The sequence below is a fragment of the Noviherbaspirillum malthae genome, assembly GCF_015352985.1.
Taxonomy (GTDB): domain Bacteria; phylum Pseudomonadota; class Gammaproteobacteria; order Burkholderiales; family Burkholderiaceae_D; genus Noviherbaspirillum; species Noviherbaspirillum malthae.
The window spans coordinates 18,013-34,704 of the sequence record NZ_JACYXF010000028.1 but is presented as its reverse complement, the minus strand read 5'-3'; the positions used below and the strand labels follow the sequence as shown (position 1 = coordinate 34,704).

Annotated in this window: 19 protein-coding genes; 6 read left to right on the top strand and 13 right to left on the bottom strand. The window is 61.1% G+C overall.

Annotation, left to right across the window (positions count from 1 at the left end; all coding sequences use genetic code 11):
• Positions 1 to 288 precede the first annotated feature (288 nt).
• The gene (locus IGW03_RS23135; RefSeq protein WP_194724895.1) at positions 289 to 1,215 is read right to left on the bottom strand and encodes a CAP domain-containing protein; all 927 of its coding nucleotides are present in this window, start codon (positions 1,213 to 1,215) and stop codon (positions 289 to 291) included.
• Between the two features lie 92 nt (positions 1,216 to 1,307).
• Here IGW03_RS23135 and IGW03_RS23130 point away from each other — a divergent pair, with 92 nt between their 5' ends.
• A complete protein-coding gene (locus tag IGW03_RS23130; protein WP_194724894.1) occupies positions 1,308 to 1,799 on the top strand; it encodes an SET domain-containing protein in 492 nt (163 codons plus the stop codon).
• A 4-nt stretch (positions 1,800 to 1,803) separates the two neighbouring features.
• Here the strand turns inward: IGW03_RS23130 and IGW03_RS23125 are convergent, their stop codons facing one another.
• From IGW03_RS23125 to IGW03_RS23110, 4 genes are all read right to left on the bottom strand, one after another.
• Positions 1,804 to 3,072 carry an RNA polymerase sigma factor gene (locus IGW03_RS23125; protein ID WP_194724893.1) on the bottom strand — a complete coding sequence of 423 codons (1,269 nt, stop codon included), beginning with the start codon at positions 3,070 to 3,072 and terminating at the stop codon, positions 1,804 to 1,806.
• The gene (locus IGW03_RS23120; protein WP_194724892.1) at positions 3,072 to 3,488 is read right to left on the bottom strand and encodes a VOC family protein; all 417 of its coding nucleotides are present in this window, start codon (positions 3,486 to 3,488) and stop codon (positions 3,072 to 3,074) included. The genes IGW03_RS23125 and IGW03_RS23120 overlap by 1 nt, the downstream gene beginning before the upstream one ends.
• 69 nt (positions 3,489 to 3,557) lie before the next feature.
• Positions 3,558 to 3,980 carry a YciI family protein gene (locus tag IGW03_RS23115; RefSeq protein WP_194724891.1) on the bottom strand — a complete coding sequence of 141 codons (423 nt, stop codon included), beginning with the start codon at positions 3,978 to 3,980 and terminating at the stop codon, positions 3,558 to 3,560.
• 161 nt (positions 3,981 to 4,141) lie between these two features.
• Positions 4,142 to 4,498 (bottom strand): YciI family protein, encoded by a 357-nt coding sequence (locus IGW03_RS23110; protein ID WP_194724890.1) that lies wholly within the window; start codon positions 4,496 to 4,498, stop codon positions 4,142 to 4,144.
• A gap of 185 nt (positions 4,499 to 4,683) precedes the next feature.
• Between IGW03_RS23110 and IGW03_RS23105 the strand changes: the two genes are divergently transcribed.
• On the top strand, positions 4,684 to 4,896 hold the full coding sequence (locus IGW03_RS23105; RefSeq protein WP_194724889.1) for a hypothetical protein: 213 nt from the start codon (positions 4,684 to 4,686) through the stop codon (positions 4,894 to 4,896).
• 87 nt (positions 4,897 to 4,983) lie between these two features.
• Positions 4,984 to 6,072 carry an endonuclease/exonuclease/phosphatase family protein gene (locus tag IGW03_RS23100; RefSeq protein WP_194724888.1) on the top strand — a complete coding sequence of 363 codons (1,089 nt, stop codon included), beginning with the start codon at positions 4,984 to 4,986 and terminating at the stop codon, positions 6,070 to 6,072.
• A gap of 170 nt (positions 6,073 to 6,242) precedes the next feature.
• On the opposite strand, the gene IGW03_RS23095 is transcribed toward IGW03_RS23100, so the two are convergent.
• The 5 genes from IGW03_RS23095 to IGW03_RS23075 all read right to left on the bottom strand — a co-directional run bounded on the left by IGW03_RS23095 (position 6,243) and on the right by IGW03_RS23075 (position 11,568).
• Entirely contained in the window at positions 6,243 to 7,337 is a 1,095-nt protein-coding gene (locus IGW03_RS23095) for a DUF3618 domain-containing protein (protein ID WP_194724887.1), read from the bottom strand.
• Complete coding sequence (locus tag IGW03_RS23090) at positions 7,334 to 7,738, bottom strand: phage holin family protein (RefSeq protein ID WP_194724886.1); 405 nt, start codon at positions 7,736 to 7,738, stop codon at positions 7,334 to 7,336. The genes IGW03_RS23095 and IGW03_RS23090 overlap by 4 nt, the downstream gene beginning before the upstream one ends.
• Positions 7,735 to 8,793, bottom strand: a complete 1,059-nt coding sequence (locus tag IGW03_RS23085) for a hypothetical protein (protein WP_194724885.1) — start codon at positions 8,791 to 8,793, stop codon at positions 7,735 to 7,737. The genes IGW03_RS23090 and IGW03_RS23085 overlap by 4 nt, the downstream gene beginning before the upstream one ends.
• 384 nt (positions 8,794 to 9,177) lie before the next feature.
• The gene (locus IGW03_RS23080; RefSeq protein ID WP_194724884.1) at positions 9,178 to 10,479 is read right to left on the bottom strand and encodes an NCS2 family permease; all 1,302 of its coding nucleotides are present in this window, start codon (positions 10,477 to 10,479) and stop codon (positions 9,178 to 9,180) included.
• A gap of 150 nt (positions 10,480 to 10,629) precedes the next feature.
• Complete coding sequence (locus tag IGW03_RS23075; protein WP_194724883.1) at positions 10,630 to 11,568, bottom strand: LysR family transcriptional regulator; 939 nt, start codon at positions 11,566 to 11,568, stop codon at positions 10,630 to 10,632.
• Between the two features lie 649 nt (positions 11,569 to 12,217).
• Between IGW03_RS23075 and IGW03_RS23070 the strand changes: the two genes are divergently transcribed.
• Positions 12,218 to 13,333, top strand: a complete 1,116-nt coding sequence (locus IGW03_RS23070) for an L-dopachrome tautomerase-related protein (RefSeq protein WP_194724882.1) — start codon at positions 12,218 to 12,220, stop codon at positions 13,331 to 13,333.
• Positions 13,334 to 13,425: 92 nt separating this feature from the next.
• Positions 13,426 to 13,767 carry an SDR family NAD(P)-dependent oxidoreductase gene (locus IGW03_RS23065; RefSeq protein WP_194724921.1) on the top strand — a complete coding sequence of 114 codons (342 nt, stop codon included), beginning with the start codon at positions 13,426 to 13,428 and terminating at the stop codon, positions 13,765 to 13,767.
• Positions 13,768 to 14,776: 1,009 nt separating this feature from the next.
• Here IGW03_RS23065 and IGW03_RS23060 read toward each other — a convergent pair.
• From IGW03_RS23060 to IGW03_RS23050, 3 genes are read right to left on the bottom strand one after another with little or no spacing between them, the layout of a single operon-like run.
• A complete protein-coding gene (locus tag IGW03_RS23060; RefSeq protein ID WP_194724881.1) occupies positions 14,777 to 15,163 on the bottom strand; it encodes a hypothetical protein in 387 nt (128 codons plus the stop codon).
• Positions 15,164 to 15,194: 31 nt separating this feature from the next.
• Positions 15,195 to 15,374: a hypothetical protein gene (locus IGW03_RS23055; protein WP_194724924.1), complete on the bottom strand. Its 180-nt coding sequence runs from the start codon at positions 15,372 to 15,374 to the stop codon at positions 15,195 to 15,197.
• 39 nt (positions 15,375 to 15,413) lie between these two features.
• Positions 15,414 to 15,668, bottom strand: coding sequence for a hypothetical protein (locus IGW03_RS23050; protein ID WP_228535969.1), 255 nt, complete (start codon positions 15,666 to 15,668; stop codon positions 15,414 to 15,416).
• Positions 15,669 to 16,071: 403 nt separating this feature from the next.
• Here IGW03_RS23050 and IGW03_RS23045 point away from each other — a divergent pair, with 403 nt between their 5' ends.
• The gene (locus IGW03_RS23045; RefSeq protein WP_194724879.1) at positions 16,072 to 16,470 is read left to right on the top strand and encodes a VOC family protein; all 399 of its coding nucleotides are present in this window, start codon (positions 16,072 to 16,074) and stop codon (positions 16,468 to 16,470) included.
• Positions 16,471 to 16,692 lie beyond the last annotated feature (222 nt).

The following is a 16,692-nucleotide window of genomic DNA, read 5'->3' as shown; positions in this document are numbered from 1 at the left end:
TTGCAAAGAGAACGGCGAGAGCAGTTACTGAAACGGCAGCAATGGTAGTACGAACAAGAATAGAGGTCAGATCACGAATCAGCATGGCGGTGCGGGCAAAAACAGAAAGGGTTGGAATTGCCCAGCAACAATATCACCGCGATGTAGCCCGGTAAATGGAGGAAGATAAATTGTCTGTGCTCTGCAACATAAAATTTTCCACTGCCTGCCCGGAACTGTGACAAGCCTGCAAATCCATTGCATGGCAGCCAAGCTGCATTGCCTTGCAGGCATGCCGTCCTGACCAGTCTAGCTCGACGTGCCGAACACTTGGGTCCAGTAGATCTGCAAGTCGCTGCGCGGCTCGATGGCGAACCAGGCACCCATCTCCCGGAAATCCTTGTTCATGATGTTGGCGCAATGGCCAGGACTGGCAAGCCAGCCGGCGACCGCATCTTCCGGCGATCCCTGTCCGGCTGCAATGTTCTCGCCGATCTGGCGCCAGCGGTAGCCGCTTCGGCTGGCGCGCTCGCCGGCCTGGGCGCCATTCCTGTCGTTGTGCCGGAAATAGTTATGACGGGCCATGTCGGCGCTGTGCGCCTGCGCCGCATTTGCCAGCGCGGCATTCCAGGATAGCGCCGGCGCCGCCTGGAAGCGCCGGCTGCCGCAGCTGCGCGGCCGGGCACGGGCGGCATTAACCAGCGCGAGAATCCTGCGGCCGGCGGCTTCAGGATCACCGAGATCGGGTGCCAGCAGCGGCTTGGCCAGAATCACCTGCCAGACGTTTCCGCTGCGCGTCACGCCGATGCGCGTGAATTCCCGCTTCGACAAGGGTTTGCAGTACCGCTCGGCGATCAGCGCCATTGCCGCGGCATCGCTTTGCGGACCGCTGACGATGATGGCTTCGGCAAGCGCGGCCTGGTAGCCGGCGTTCTTGAAAGCCTGCTGCAGATCTGAGCCGGACGACAGGCGTATGCGGTTCAGCGCCGGGTCGGGCGACAGCGGACCTGCGGCAGTGCGCGGCTCGCCGCCGCAGCGCCCGGGCGACTGGCGGTAGGCATTGATCAGCTCCGCAAGTCGACCTGCATCGGCGGCATGCGCATCCCTGCCGGCTGCCGGCAGCATCATCGACAGCGCGAGCGCGGGCAGCACCGCCAACCGCAGGCCTTGCCATATCCGGCGTCCGAAGGCAAAGGCGCCATCCTCCGGGAGGGGCTTGATCGTGAAAAGCGTCATGGTGTTCAATGGTGGTATAAATCTGTGCAAGCCTTGTGTGCAAAACCCGTTCCAAGCCACAAGCCGTCCGCGCAAACCCATATCACGCCGCCATGCCCGCCCATACCAGCCGCAGCAGGACCACGCTTCCCTATATCGTCAAGCCGTCGAATGTGCACGGCACCGGTGTCTTTGCGCGCCGCCGCATTGCCCCCGGCGAATGCATCATTGAATACCGGGGTGAACATATTGCATGGGAAGAGGCCCAGCGCCGAGCGGAAGCCAAGGGCGGCCCGCTGAACCACACGTTTTTCTTTACCCTGTCCAGCGGACTGGTCATCGACGGCGGCAGCCAGGGCAATGACGCGCGCTTCATCAATCATTGCTGCGAGCCGAACTGCGAGGCGATGGAGCATGAAGACGGCCGCGTCTTCATCTATGCATTGCAGGAAATCGCGCGCGGCGAAGAGCTGCATTACAACTACGCCCTCATCTACGAGGGCCGCCATACCGCAGCGGTGAAGCGCGCCTTCGCCTGCCATTGCGGAGCGCCGGACTGTACCGGCGTGATGCTGGCGCCGAAGCGCCGTTCGGGGCGCGGGTAAATCTTCACGCAAGTTTTGCAGCGCGCTCCAGCAGCAGCGCGCGTTCGCGGGCATTGCGCGCCAGCGCCGCCGCCCTTTCGAATTCCGCGCGGGCTTCCCCGTTGCGCCCCAGCTTGGCCAGAAGGTCGCCGCGCACGCTCGGCAGCCACTGGTAATTCTGCAGCGAGCGCTCTTCCCGCAGCGCATCGATGAGTTCCAGGCCGGCCGCCGGACCGTATGCCATGGAGACTGCTACCGCGCGGTTCAATTCGACCACCGGCGAAGGATTGGCCTGCGCCAGCGCACCGTACAGATCGGCGATGCGGTTCCAGTCGGTGTCGGGCGCCGCATGCGCGCGGGCATGGCAGGCGGCGATGGCGGCCTGCAGCACATACGACCCTTGCGGCGCGCCGAGCGCTTCCGCCCTTTGCAGCGCCGCCAGCCCGCGGCGAATCAGCAGGCGGTCCCAGCGGGAACGGTCCTGTTCCATCAGCAGCACCGGCCGGCCGTCGGCATCGGTACGCGCCTTGGCGCGCGATGCCTGCAGTTCCATCAGCGCCACCAGGCCGTGCACTTCCGGCTCGAGCGGCGCCAGTTCGGCCAGCATGCGTCCGAGCCGAAGCGCCTCGTCGATCAGCGCCGGGCGCATCCAGTCCTCGCCGCCGGTCGCGGTATAGCCTTCGTTGAACACCAGGTAGACCACCTCCAGCACCGACGCCAGACGCTCGGCCAGCGCTTCGCCGCGCGGCACTTCGAAGGGTACGCGCGCCTCGCCCAGCGTGCGCTTGGCGCGCACGATGCGCTGGGCGATGGTCGGCTCCGATACCAGGAAGGCGCGGGCGATCTCGTGCGTCGTCAGGCCGCCCAGAAGCTTCAGCGTCAGCGCTACCCTGGCGTCGGTCGACAGCAGGGGATGGCAGGCGGTGAAGATCAGGCGCAGCAGGTCGTCGCCGATCTCGTCCTGCCGCGCTTCATCGAGCGCATCCACGAAGTCGGGCACGATCAGGGCTTCCCGGGCTTCCAGGTCACGGCCGATCTGTTCCAGCTTGCTGTTGTGCAGCTTGCCGCGCCGCAGATGGTCGAGGGCGCGGTTTTTTGCGGTGGCCATCAGCCAGGCGCCCGGGTTGTCGGGCACGCCGCCGGTCGGCCAATGCTCCAGCGCCGAGACCAGCGCATCCTGGGCCAGCTCCTCGGCTAGGCCGATGTCGCGCACCATGCGCGCGACGCCGGCGATGATCCTGGCCGACTCGATGCGCCAGACCGCATCGATGGCCTGATGCGTGGCCGAATGCATCAGCCGTTGCCCGCCGCGCCGGCGGCAGCCATGTCCATGTAGGCCAGTTCCCAGACGTGGCCGTCGGGATCCTCGAAGCCGTGCGCGTACATGAAACCGTGATCCTGAGGCGCATTCGGCACGGTGCCGCCCGCGGCCAGCGCCTTGGCTACCAGTTCGTCGACCTTGGCGCGGCTCTCGCACGACAGGCAGACCAGCACCTCGGTGGACTTGGAGGCGTCGGCCACGGGCTTCTTGGTGAAGGTCTGGAAGAAGCTTTCCACGAGCAGCATCACGAAGATATTGTCGGCTACCACCATGCAGGCGCCCTGGTCGTTGGTAAATTGCGGATTGAAGGAAAAGCCGAGGCTGGTGAAGAATTCCTTGGAGCGGTTCATGTCCCGGATCGGGAGATTGACGAAGATCTGCTGTGTCATGGCGTGTCCTTTTGAATGTTCGAGTCGCGGTCAATATGCTGCGGTGTTGTCACCGGCTGCGCGAAGGTTTCACTGCGCCGTCTCGGTGCCCTTGTCCAACGCGCGAAACTTTTCCAGCCCGTCGCTGGGCGGGAAATCTTCGAGCTCATATAACTGGCGCACCTCGATTTCGCAGTCGGCGGCTTCGCCCTGCGGTGAGGGGAAGCGGCGTGTCCATTCCAGGGCTTCCTGCCGCGACCGCACCTGGATGATGGTATAGCCCGCGACGAGCTCCTTGGTCTCGGCAAACGGACCGTCGACCACCCGGCGCTCTCCCTGCCGGTACTGGATGCGCCAGCCCCTGGAGGTCGGCTGCAGGCCGGACGCGTCCAGCAGCACGCCGGCCTTGGCCAGCTGCTCGTGGTAGTCCGCCATTGCGCCAACCAGCTGGTCGTCGGGCATGTCGCCCCGTTCGGACTCGGCCGAGGCTTTGACGATGATCATGTATCGCATGGAGTTCTCCCGGTTTCCGATCGCGGGATCCGGGAGGACATCCCCCGGAAGTCCGGCTTTCATTGACACGACGAGCGAATGCACCGGAAATCGACACGGCTTGCAAAAATATCTGGAAAATATTTCAGAATGTTCGGCGGAGATTCATTCCCCGTCCCGGATCAGGCTTCATAGCACGGCGCAAGGCTGCGGACTTCGATCGTGCACCATTCCGCTGCCGGGCAGCGCGCCGCCAGCGCGATCGCTTCCTCTTTCGTCTTGCAATTGACAAGAAAGAAACCTCCGACCATTTCCTTGGCTTCCGCGAAGGGGCCGTCCATCAATTGTGCCCGGCCGTCACGCCTGCTGACACGGGTTGCGCTTGCCTGGGAAGCCAGTGACTGCGCGCCGAGCAGCAGCCCTTCTCCCTGCAGTTCATCGGCAAACCGCAGCATGCGGTCATAGACGGCGCGGCCTTCGGCTTCGCTGCGCGTTGCGCGCTGGCCGTTCGGTTCCATGATCAAGAGCATGTAAGTCATCGGCGTACCTGTCCTTTCTGTCTTTTGGGCTTGGCGAGGGATTGATGAAATTGCAGCAGCTGATTGTACCGGCGCGGCGCAACAGGAGAGCGGCTGCAGGCTGGGGCCGGCATGCAATTTTTACGCTCCTCGGTGTTCCAAGGAATAATGACGCCAGACAGCGTTTCCATGACCGACCCCCCACCATGGCCGTATCCGATTCTGCACTGCACAACATCAAAAGCCAGGCAAGCCTGCGCACTAACCACACCGCGCGCAAGCTGTTTGAAGCGCTGCACCAGCCGCCCGAATGGAACCTCGAGCGGGAAGGCGACGGCTACTGGAGCGTTCCGGTCAATGTGCGCTGGAATGCCTTTCTCCTCGGCTGGTACGCGAGCCAGGAAACCGGAAGCTGGTGAAGGGCCCCGGAGCGCGATCAGGCTTGCGCCGCCGAAGGTCTTGCGCAGGCTCATCACGCAAGCCGGTGTCTCAACGACAATAAGACCATGTCTTTCGCCGTCATCCTGACATTGACTGCCGTTCTGGTGACGGCAACTCTCCTGCCCCTGTCGCGCTCCACCCACTGGTGGGTCCGCGACCTGGATTTCCCTCGCCTGCAGATCGCGGCGGCCGGCCTGGCGCTGCTGGCGGCCGAACTGTTTCTGCTGGACCTGGCGGAATTTGCCGATGAAGCCGTCATCGCGGCAACGCTGGGCTGCATTGCCTATCAGGGATGGTGGATCTTTCCTTACACCCGGCCCTATCCGAACGAAGTCAAGCTGTGCGCAAGGGATGCGCCGTCCGACGACCGGATTCGCATTCTTGCCTCGAACGTCCTTGCGACCAACCGCAATGCCGCCGGACTCCTGGCGCTGGTCCGCCAGCACCAGCCGGATATCCTCATTACGCTGGAATCCAATGCATGGTGGCAGAGCCAGCTCGACGTGCTGGAGGCAGAGTACCCCTACACCATCAAATGCCCTCTGGAAAATCTGTACGGCATGCACGTCTACTCGCGGCTTGCGCTCGAGGACAGCGAAACGCGCTTTCTGGTGGAAGACGACATTCCGTCCATGCATACCACCGTCGTATTAGGCTCGGGCCAGCGGGTGCAGGTGCATTTCCTTCATCCCACGCCGCCCAGCCCGACGGAAAACGCAGAGTCGGCCGCACGCGACGTGGAACTGCTGGTAGTGGCCAAGCATGTCTCGGAGCTCAACTGCCCCGTCATCGTTGCCGGCGACCTGAACGATGTCGCCTGGTCGAGCACTACCCGCCTGTTCCGCAAGATCAGCGGCCTGCTGGATCCACGCGTGGGCCGGGGCATGTTCAACACCTTCCATGCGGACCACTGGTTCATGCGCTGGCCTCTGGATCACCTCTTCCACAGTCGCCACTTCACCTTGTCGTTCATCAAGCGCCTGCCTTCCTACGGTTCGGATCATTTTCCGGTCCTGGTCGAACTGGTCTATGACGCACCCGCCGGCGCTACGCAGGAAGGTTTGACCGCCGATGCCGCGGATGAAAAACTGAGCGAGGAAAGAATCGCCGAGGAGTCGGCGAAGGTATTGAAGGTGCAGCGGTCCAGTTCCTGATACATAGGCTGCCGGTGCCGGCGAAGCGCACGGACATCCCATGGTAACGGGCAGGCCGGGATCAGAAGCGGGAGCAGAAGCAGAGAAGCAGAGCAGGCCGCAAATATCTTCCGCAAATGCAAATGGGCCCGGATGCTGCTGCATCCGGGCCCATTCAAGACTGCAAGAGATCAGTGGATGCTTTGCTGACCCGACAGGCCGCCGTAGGTGCTCGTACCTGTACCGCCAGTCGTACCCGAGGAAGAACCCTGCTGGTCCTTGCCCTGCATGACCGAGCTCGACACGTCGTCCTTGACGCGGGCCGCTTCTTCCTTGGCCACTTCGGTCACGCGCTGCACAGACTGCATGGCGGTCTGCTTCACCGCCTCGGCCTGTTCCAGCGCGGTTTCCTTGACCTTGCCGAGCAGGTTGTCGCGGGCTTCGCCCATCAGCTCGTTCTCGCGGCGGGTGGACGGCAGCGTTGCACCCAGCGCGGCGCCGAGCGCAATGCCGAGCGCGCCGACGATCAGCGGCTGCTCGTCGATCATCTGGCTCACGCTTTCCTTGGTACGGTAATACTGAGCCTTCGACATTTCACCCATCTCGCTCATGCGCACCTGCGAGCTTTGCGCAGTGTCATGCAGGCGGGAACGGGCGCTCTGGCCGGCGTTCTGCACGCGTCCGCCCATATCCGAAGCCGTGCTGCTCAAGCGCTGGCTGACATCGCCGGCCCGACTCTTCAAGCCCTGGGCGGTGTCGCTGGCACGGCTCTTGAGTTCCTGGGCCGTCTCGCTCGCCTTGCTCTTCAGGCCCTGCGCGGTTTCGCTGACCTTCGACAGCGCGCGGCTCAGCATGCCTTCGCTGGTGCCGCGGCCGGTGGAATAACTGGTGCGGCCGACACGGTCGGTGCGCACGCCGCGGCTGGTCGTGTCGAAGGTGCTGTCATAGGTAGAGGTTTCCATGTCCGGATAGGACGTGCCGCGGCGTCCGGCCCGGCGGCGGGTGCCGGCGACATAGGTGGTCGGCTGGCGCGAGGCCGCGAGCAGCCAGGCGAAGCCGATGCCGATCATGGCCACCGGGATCGGATTTTCACGGACCATGTTGACCAGTCCCACGCTGACCGCGCCGGGCGTGGTCGACAGTGCATAGTCGACCGCCTGGTTCTTCAATTCGCTGGGCGTCAGCTTTTGCTGGATCGCGTCGATCGTCGAACTGAAATCGGCGCGGGTGCGCTCGATGTCGCTTTCAATTTCTTCCGGACTGCGATTGTCGATATTTTCTCTCATTGCATTTTCTCCTCGACTAGATTTTTATCCCGCTTGAGCGAGTCCATGGTCTTGTGGGGCAGCAGGTTTTCCGCAGTCAGCTTCGAGGCGCCGCCCTTGAGAAGCACGAAACCGATCGCGCAGATGACCAGGCCGACGATCAGGGGCGCCAGCCACGGCGCCACCGAAGGCGGAAGAATCATCTCGATGCCCTTCACCAGCGCCTGCAGGAGGATGAACAGACCCGCCAGCAGGATCGCCGCGCCGATGGCCACCGAAGTCAGGGCCGCCTGGGCATGCGTGATCTTGGTCGACAGCTCCGAACGGGCCAGGGCAATCTCCTGACGGACCAGATCGACGACATCCCGGGTCAGATCCGAGAACAGCGCCGGCAGGGATTTGTCGCTCTTGTCGATCATCATAGCGAGCTACCTCCGCTCCGGGTCCCGGTGCCGTTCAGGGAGCTGGTCGAGCTGCCGACACCGGTTCCCGTGGTGCCGAGGCCCGTGCCCGGCGTGCCATCGGCGCCGATGCCCGATGCTCCGACTGCGTCGCTGGAAGTCATGTCGGCTTCCACCGGCCGGGTCGAGGATGAGGTGCGCCAGTTGCTTTCGGAGAGGTCGAGCTGCTGCTGGTAGTGGCGTTCGGAGGAGCTCTTGATGAAGCGTGCCAGCAGGAAGCCGGTCGCGACGGCGCCGATGAAGAAGGTGCCGGGCGCGCGGCGCGCAATGCTTTGCACGTCATCGATGAGGGTATCCAGATCCTTCTCGCGCAGCCGGTTGCTCAGCGTTTCCAGCTGGTCCGCCAGCATGTCGACATACTGGGCCACCTGGTCCTGCCCCTGTCCGTGCAGCTGGGATGCGGTGCTGCGGATCGCATTGGTGACATTGTCGACCTGGCCGACCGCGGTTTCCTTGCGCTGGTCGAACATGGAGCGGCTGGATTCCTTGACCTTGCTTGCCATGTCGCCGGCATACTGCCGTGCCTGCTCGGCAATGCGTGCGCTGCTTTCCTTGACCTTGTCAGTCGCGGCGGACATGGTGCCCGAAGCGCCAGTGCCAGTGCCGATACCGGTCGTGCCGCCGCTGGTCAGCACGTCGGCTTCGACGCCGCCGCTGCTGCCTGCCGCGCTTGTCGTGCCGGATGTGCCGGTCGATCCATAGACGCCTGACGATCCCGTCGACCCGGTTGATCCTGCACTCCGGGTGCCGGTTGTGCCTGATGTACCGCTTGCGCTCGATGCGCCCGGCGTATTGGTGGACCCGGACGCTCCGGTCAGGCCGCTTGCACCTGTCGTGCCCGTCGTACCGCTTGTACCGGTCGTGCCGCCGCTGCCCGCGGCGCCCAGCGTGCTGGAGGTGCCGGTCGAGCCTGAAGTGCCCGATGTCAGCGATGCTGCGTCCTGCAGCCTTTCACCCGGTCCCGGCTGAACGCCGCTAGAGATGGGTGCCTTTCCATCCTTGTTCTGATCTGCCATTGCTATCACTCCTGTTTATTGGTTGATTACGGCTGTTTGGAGACCTTCGATCCGGCATACCTGTGCCGCCGAACATCTTTTGGCGGAGACAAATTTGTCCGTCCATAACATGTTAGAAATGCAAGCGATCGTTTAGTTCTAAGGGATGAGCGCAATCGAATGAGGGACAGCAAGGATTACGCTCGAATCTCGAACACTTGAACCAAGTTTGGGGGATCGAATATTCCTTGCGACAACAGTGAGCCGCCTGAGCCGTAGCCCATCCGATTCATGATAGATGCGGCGCCAGCACGCTATATAGATATTTGTCGACGTCCATCGACATCACGGTAAATAAAAAAGCCGGCCAACCGGCCGGCTTTTTATCACTGCCTGGTGTCTGCGCTACTCCGCTCCGATGAAGGCATAGCGGAACACGAAGATCACCGCAATGGCCCACACCATGACCGGCGCCTGCTTCGGGCGGCCGGTGAACATCTTGAGCACTGCATAGGAAATGAAGCCGAATGCGACGCCGTTGGCGATGGAGTAGGTGAAGGGCATCAGCAGCGCGGTAATGACCGCAGGAATGCTTTCGGTGGTATCGGCCCAGTTCAATTCCACCAGTTCGCGCGTCATCAGGCAGGCGACATAGAATAGCGCGGGTGCCGTGGCATACATGGGCACCGTTCCGGCAAGCGGCGCGATAAACAGGCAGCCGAGGAACAGCGCAGCGACCGCGACCGCGGTGAGGCCCGTGCGCCCGCCTGCCTGCACGCCGGCGGCGCTCTCGATATAGGCAGCCGTACTTGAGGTGCCGAGCACCGAACCCGCGAGGATGGCGCCGCTGTCGGCGAGCAGGGCCTTGTTGAGGCGCTCCATCTTGCCTTCCTTGAGCAGGCCGGCGCGGCTGGCCACGCCCATCAGCGTGCCGGTGGCGTCGAACAGTTCGACCAGGAAGAACACCAGCACCACGTTCAGGATGCCGACCGACAGCGCACCCGAGATGTCGAGCTTGAACAGTGTCGCGTCGATGGACGGCGGGGCCGAGAAGACGCCCGCAAAATGGTTGCCGCCGAACACGAAGCTGAGGAGGGTCACCGTCATGATGCCGATCAGGATCGCGCCCTTGATCCGCAGATGATCCAGCGCGACGATCAGGAAGAAGCCGAAGATCGCGAGCAGGGCCTGCGGCTTGTGCAGGTCTCCCAGGGTAACAAAGGTCGCCGGATTGGCTGCGATGATGCCGGCGCTCTTGAGCGACACGATGCCCAGAAAGAGGCCTATGCCCGCGGTGATGGCGATCCTGATCGATGGCGGTATGCCCCTGACGATCAGCTCTCGCACGCGCAGGACGCTGATGACGACGAAGATGCTGCCGGAAATAAACACCGCGCCCAGCGCCGCCTCCCAGGTATAGCCCATGCCCTTGACCACCCCATAGGCGAAATAGGCGTTCAAGCCCATGCTCGGCGCCAGCGCGATCGGGTAGTTCGCGTACAGGCCCATGATCAGCGAGCCGATGGCGGCCGCGATGCAGGTTGCGACGAATACCGAATCCTTGGGCATGCCGGCATCGCCCAGGATCGAAGGATTGACGAAAATGATGTAGGCCATCGTCAGGAAAGTGGTAAAGCCCGCCATCAGTTCCGTGCGGACATCCGTTCCCTGCTCCTTCAGCTTGAAAAGCCGTTCCAGCAGCGCCATTGCATGCTCCTTCTATCGTTATAAGAGATCCGACATAGACCTCGTCTCCATGCAAGATCATGTGCCAGGGCCGCCATGCTTGGGATAGCGGCCTTCGTATATCCGTCATAGGAATACGGCGATAGCGGTCGGCGCAGCCTGCAAGGCGTTTCAGCTGGATACCAGTTCCGCCGTGGTCGCGGAGATCAGGTCGCGCAGCCATTTGTGTTCCGGCGCGTGATGCACACGGTCGTGCCAGAGCTGGTAGAAGCGCATGGTCGGGAACTTGATGGGCACGGTAAAGCGCTTGAGCGGCAGGTTGCGTTCGAAGAAGCGGGTGAATTGCCTTCCCGTCGTCAGCACCAGGTCGCTGCGCATCAGCAGGTAGGGGATCATGCCGAAGTAAGCCGATTCCACCACCACGTTGCGATGCATGTCGTGCCGCGACAGGAAGGACTCGATCACGCCGAAATAGCCCGCCAGCATTTGCGACGGCGCGACATGGGGCAGCGAGAGATAATCTTCCACCGTCATCGCATCGGGTTCGGTGCGCAGCGCATAGGCGCAGTCGGCCCGCATCACGCAGGCAATCTCGTCGTCGAACAGCTTCGACATGTGCAGATGCTGCGGCGGCTCTTCCCAGTTGGCGATCACCACGTCCAGCGTACCGTCGGAGAGCAGCTTCAGGTAATCGATCTCGCGCGCGACGCTGTGCACCACTACCGAGCTCTTCGGCGATTCGCGCCGCACGTTGGCCACGATATTGGGCAGCAGCTGGCTGTCCAGGTAGTCGGGTGCGGCGATATGGAAGGTGCGCGCCTCCTGCTGGGGGACGAAGGTTCCCTTCCCGGCGAACAGCCTTTCGGCCTGGTCGAGGATCTGCTTGGCCGGCATCAGCAGGCTTTCGCCATACTGGGTGGGAATCATGCCGTGTGCGCCTCGCACCAGCAGAGGGTCGCCGGTCAGCTCGCGCAGCCTGCGCAGCGATGCCGAGATTGACGGCTGCGGCTGGTTAAGTTTCAGTGCGACGCGCGATACGTTCCTTTCGGTGAGGACGAGATGCAGGATGCGTATCAGGTGGATATCTAAATGATTTGGTAAGCCCGGCATGAAAATCCCTGTGCATGAATGGCGTTGCAACGCCGTCCATGGAAAGAGATGACAAGGCCGGCCGATTGCTTTTGGAAAAGATATCGGCTCGCGGCGATGTTGGATACCGAATATAGGGAATACTGCTTATATAGCGGAATCAATATAGTAGGGCAGCAAAAGTTGTTTGCCCCCTCCATGTCTTTTCCCCCTTCTCCCGCAGGCGGGAGAAGGGCCGGGGATGAGGGGCGTTGTCAAGGCCGCTCTTCTCGACAATCGCCCTCGCCCCAACTCCACTCCAGTCCACGAATCGGCCTGCAAGCCGGTTCGGCTACGGCAGCGCAAACCAGTGGTTCGCGACACTCCGCCTGCGTCCCGGCCGCGCAAGAGAGAGCGAAATACCAATGCATCGGGGTTTTATTAAAAATTTCCGCGGGCTTCTTTAGATTTCTTCGCGTTCCGGTCTTCAAGTTCCGACCATGCGGCCACCTTGCAATCCCGATGACTCGTACAGCGTGTCGGATGTTTCCATGGCGTATTCATCCGCCGCCTGATCGGCATGCACGTGAACTCGCCATGAACCAAGCGGTCGCTCTGATGTGAGCATCACTTACCCTTGTGCGGCAGTAACGCACTCCATTTGCAAGCTTCATTTCCGCAGGAGAAGTCCATGTCAAATCTTTCCCCCGAGGTCGCAGGCGACGAGCCGCTGGGCACGCTCGAGCCCGTTGCCTTCTTCGACGGTGCCATGCCCACCGGCGTCACGGTATCGAAGCAGGGACGCATCTTCGTCAACTTTCCCAAATGGGGGGACGACGTGCAATTCACCGTCGCCGAACTGCGCGACGGCAAGCCGGTTGCCTATCCCGATCTTGCTTTCAATACCACCGATCCGCAGGACCCGGCTGCGGCGCTGGTGTCGGTGCAGAGCGTCGTGGTCGATCCGGCCGACAGGCTGTGGATACTCGATACGGGCAGCCCGCTGTTCAAGCCCACCCAGTACGGCGGGCCAAAGCTGGTATGTGTGGACCTTGTCACCGATACCGTGGTCGGCAAGATCCTGTTTCCGCAGGAAGTGGCGCTGCCGACGACCTATCTGAATGACGTGCGCTTCAACCTGCGGCTGGGACAGGAAGGCATGGCCTTCATCACCGATTCCTCGGGCAAGGGCCCCAACGGCATCATCGTCGTTGACCTCGCCAGCGGAAAAAGCTGGCGCCGGCTGCATGACCATCCCTCGACGAAGGCCCAGGATATCCGCAATTTCATGCCGGTGGTGGAAGGCCGGCCTTTCGTCCAGCGCGGAAAGGACGGCACGCTCAAGCCCTCGCCGTCGATGGGCGCGGACGGCATTGCGATCAGTGCCGACGGCAAGCGGCTGTACTACTGCCCCTTGGGCAGCCGGCGCCTCTACAGCGTGTCGGCCGAAGCGCTCGCCGATGCGTCGCTGAGCGATGCCGACGTGATCGCAACCGTGGTCGACGAAGGCGACAAGGGCTGCGGTTCGGACGGCCTGGAATCGGATGCCGAAGGGCGTATTTATGCCACCGACTATGAGCACAATGCCGTGCTGCGTCGCAAGCCCGACGGCGAATGGGAACCGCTGGTGCACGACCCCCGGCTGCTCTGGCCCGACACCATGTCGCTCGCCGCCGACGGCTATTTGTATGTCACCGCAAATCAGCTGCACCGGCAGGCCAGCTATCACGGCGGACAGGATTTGCGGCGCAAGCCTTATGTGCTGTTCCGCATGAAGGTCGACGCCAGGCCCGTCGACTTGCGCTGAAACCGCTCGGCCCTGAGCCTCGAAGCGGAAGTTTCATGGAACGGAAAAGATTCTACGGAGAGCTCGTGATTGTTACCTGAGCGGACTCCGGCATCGGACAGGCCACGGCGATCGCATTCGCGGAAGAAGGCGCCGAGCATACCGCCTGCCGCGTCGAGTCGACGGGCGGCAAAGCTGCGGTGGCCAGCTGGACCAAAGGAATTCGGCATCGGTCGCCCGGGTGTTCCAAAGCGTCGGGGGAGGGCTTGGGAACGCCGACCATCCTCGTCAATAACAGCGGAACCGGCGGCCCCGGCAAGTCGGTCAGCGCGACCTCGGATGAGGAATGGAACAACGTACTGCGAACCAACCTCTACGGCCCGTTCTGCTGCTGCCGCGAATTCATCCGCGGCATTGAAGGCAGCAGCCGGCACGGCACCATCATCAACATTTGAACTATGTTGAAAACACTTTTCAAACAATAACTTGGCTGCGACATGATCTGGTGCTTGTTAGCCTGTGCCGTGCGTAGCAGCAGTACATGCCATATAAATTACAGTTATATCGGATGAGCATGCGAAAAACTGTTTCTCAAGTTGGAATCAGTGTGCTTCTCGCGCTAGCCCTTTTGCACGGACCTTCGTCGTACGCGACGGATGGAAAGGTAAGCAAGGACGTCCCATATATTGAAATAGGTAATAAATCTGTAGCTTCCCCAAGGGAACTTCGCGTTGTGGTTCGAGGCTCAAAAGGGCTAGAACGGATATGGACCCACGACTTACAAAGCGAGATTCAATGGGCACCAGTAATCAATTTCTCTGAACATATGATGCTCGCCATCTTTCATGGCACCAAATCTATTGGTACTAGCTCGAATGTAACGCTTCTTTCCATAAGGCGAGAATTTGATCCTGAACGGATAGACGTAATCTACAAGATTTCAAAGCGAAGCCCCTCTGATCGGTTATCAATGCTTCCTTCAGAAGTAAGTAATCATAGACTGTGGCTCATTCCGCGTTCCGATTTGCCTGTGAACTTTATAGAAGTGAAGGACGAGTAACCTGAACGTATATCACTTATACATCAACACTGACCCATTGACATGCGCCGGTTATTGCGAACGTTGAATGTCCGCTTCGGGGCGAGGCGACAAGCCGGTTAGAGTCGAGATGAGCGGTTGACCTTTCAGATTGCGTTGTTCGCGTCTTCGCGTACCCAGGACGTTCCCGTCCGGCATGTGATCATTTACATGACTTCGGACACCTGTCGCAGCGCAAAAACATTTCGAGTTAACTGACATACTCGCCAGTCGCACTTAAGTCGTAGCATCCGTCCCAGATCGAAAATCAACCGGGATGGGTGTTTTGGTGCGCGGGATTGTTCGCCGTGCGCCATAAGACAAGGCGGACCAGGATTAGAGTAGGAATAAGCCGGACCAGGAAGTGGGTCTTTTCGGCCCTTCGCTCATGGCTTGCTGTCCCTTGATTCGATATCCGCCAGCGATTCGCGTCCGCGTGCCGTCAGTTCGAAACCTTCGCCCGCTGTATGTGGTGCGATCAACCCCTTCCTGCTGAGGAAGGCGGCTACATCGCCCTCCAGCTTCGCGGGAGCAGCGGTAGCAACGGCACTGGCCGCCATCGTGCGCAAGCCGTCGATGCAACGCTTGACGAACAAAGTCTGCTGTCCCTTCTCAGTTAGCATGAATGCGCCATCCTTCCCGCGGGTGACGTATTTCAGGCCGATCAGTGCCTTCGCATTTCGCGCAACGCATGCGCTTGGTCGTTCCCCCTTGCGCGCCATCCTGATCTGCGCAAGCGCTTCGTATTCGTCGTTCGTCAAACTGTCGTCCATGGGGTTTTCTGCTGCCTACTTGGATTTGCGATTAATCTTTGCGGGTGTTAGCCCGGGCTTGTTTCGGCTGACGGGGTTGTTGAGATGGCTTCGGCCGCTTCAGCGCCGCTGCCTGCGCATGAATCACCTGCTTTATCGCAGCCTTCTCGCTCACGTCGTACATCTCGGTAATGAGTGTGGTCACTTCATCGAGGCAAGCTTCGTAGGTCATTGCCAGGGAAGCCTACCCGAGCGACTTCAAAGAAATCCTCTATACCTGGTTTCCTTCAAGGGAATCATGTCCCGCGTTCATCATCCGCCAGAAACCATTCTTCACTTCAGCGACCCAGCCCTTGTCCGGCAACCGGTGCGGGTGGTTGCGGAAAGCCGTGTGCTCCGTGTTCAGACGCTGAGCGATGCCGGGTACGTTGAGTAGCGGTGCTGGCGCGTCCAGAAGCTTCCCAAGAATTGCTTCCATGAGCATGAGTTTTCGTTTCATGGTGTTGGGAAGGTCAAAAATGAGCATTTTAGCGGAATTATCAGTATGCGCGGTTGCCGGTCGAGACGCCTGTCCTCCTCGGGGTGACATCACTTTGCGCCCTACTGTCTGCGGCGGCTATGCCGCACCCAACAGGCGCTTGCCGTAACGAGCATTCTCCCTCTGCAGGCCAAGAGCAGACATCCGCGAGGTGCTGCAAGTAATGGAGAAACGATCATCCACATGCAACAGGGAAGGACTGTCCGAAGAACCTGGGGCCGCAGTGGAATCCACGGACATCCGCGCCTCCATGAGTCGTGCGTCCCTGTGAGACTCCGCACAAACCATTTTGGGAGAAATATAATTTCGAACGCGTGTCGATTTTGTGCGCCGCCATCCGTCGCAGGGATGAAGCACCGGTTGTCCATTCCATCTTTACCAGGGAAACGCAATGAACAAACAGATCATCCTCAATCTGCCAGTCAAAGACCTGAACAAGTCCAAGGCCTTCTTTTCCGCGCTTGGCTTTACGTTCAATGACCGAATCAGCGGCGAGAACGCAGTACTCATGAATATCGTCGGTGAGACCATTCAGGCCATGCTGACGACCGAGCCTTTCTTCAGGTCCCTGATCGGCAAGCCCGTCGCGCAGGCAAAGGAAGCCAACGAAGTCGTCATCTGCCTGAGCTGCGAAAGTCGGGAAGAAGTCGACATCCTCATCGCCAAGGCGGTTGCTGCCGGCGGCCGCACGCCGCACCCGCCGGAGGACCATGGCTTCATGTATGACCAGGGTTTCGAGGACATTGATGGTCACCTGTGGAATCTGGTCTGGACGGCGCCAGAGGCCTGAGCTTCCTGCCTGTTTCCTGAGCGCCAGGTTAACAAGGTATCGCAGCCCACGCCACGAGCAGATACCAATGACCGACCTTCTTCAACCCGAAGGTTCGCTTCACCTTGCGTCTCTTCGCGCGACTCCAGCCTGTGAGGACGGCGTGCGGAATCGGGCGCAGAGACGCTGCCGGTTCTGCCCGCGCATAGGACGCCTGTGGGCCATTTGCAGTCATTAAAGGCG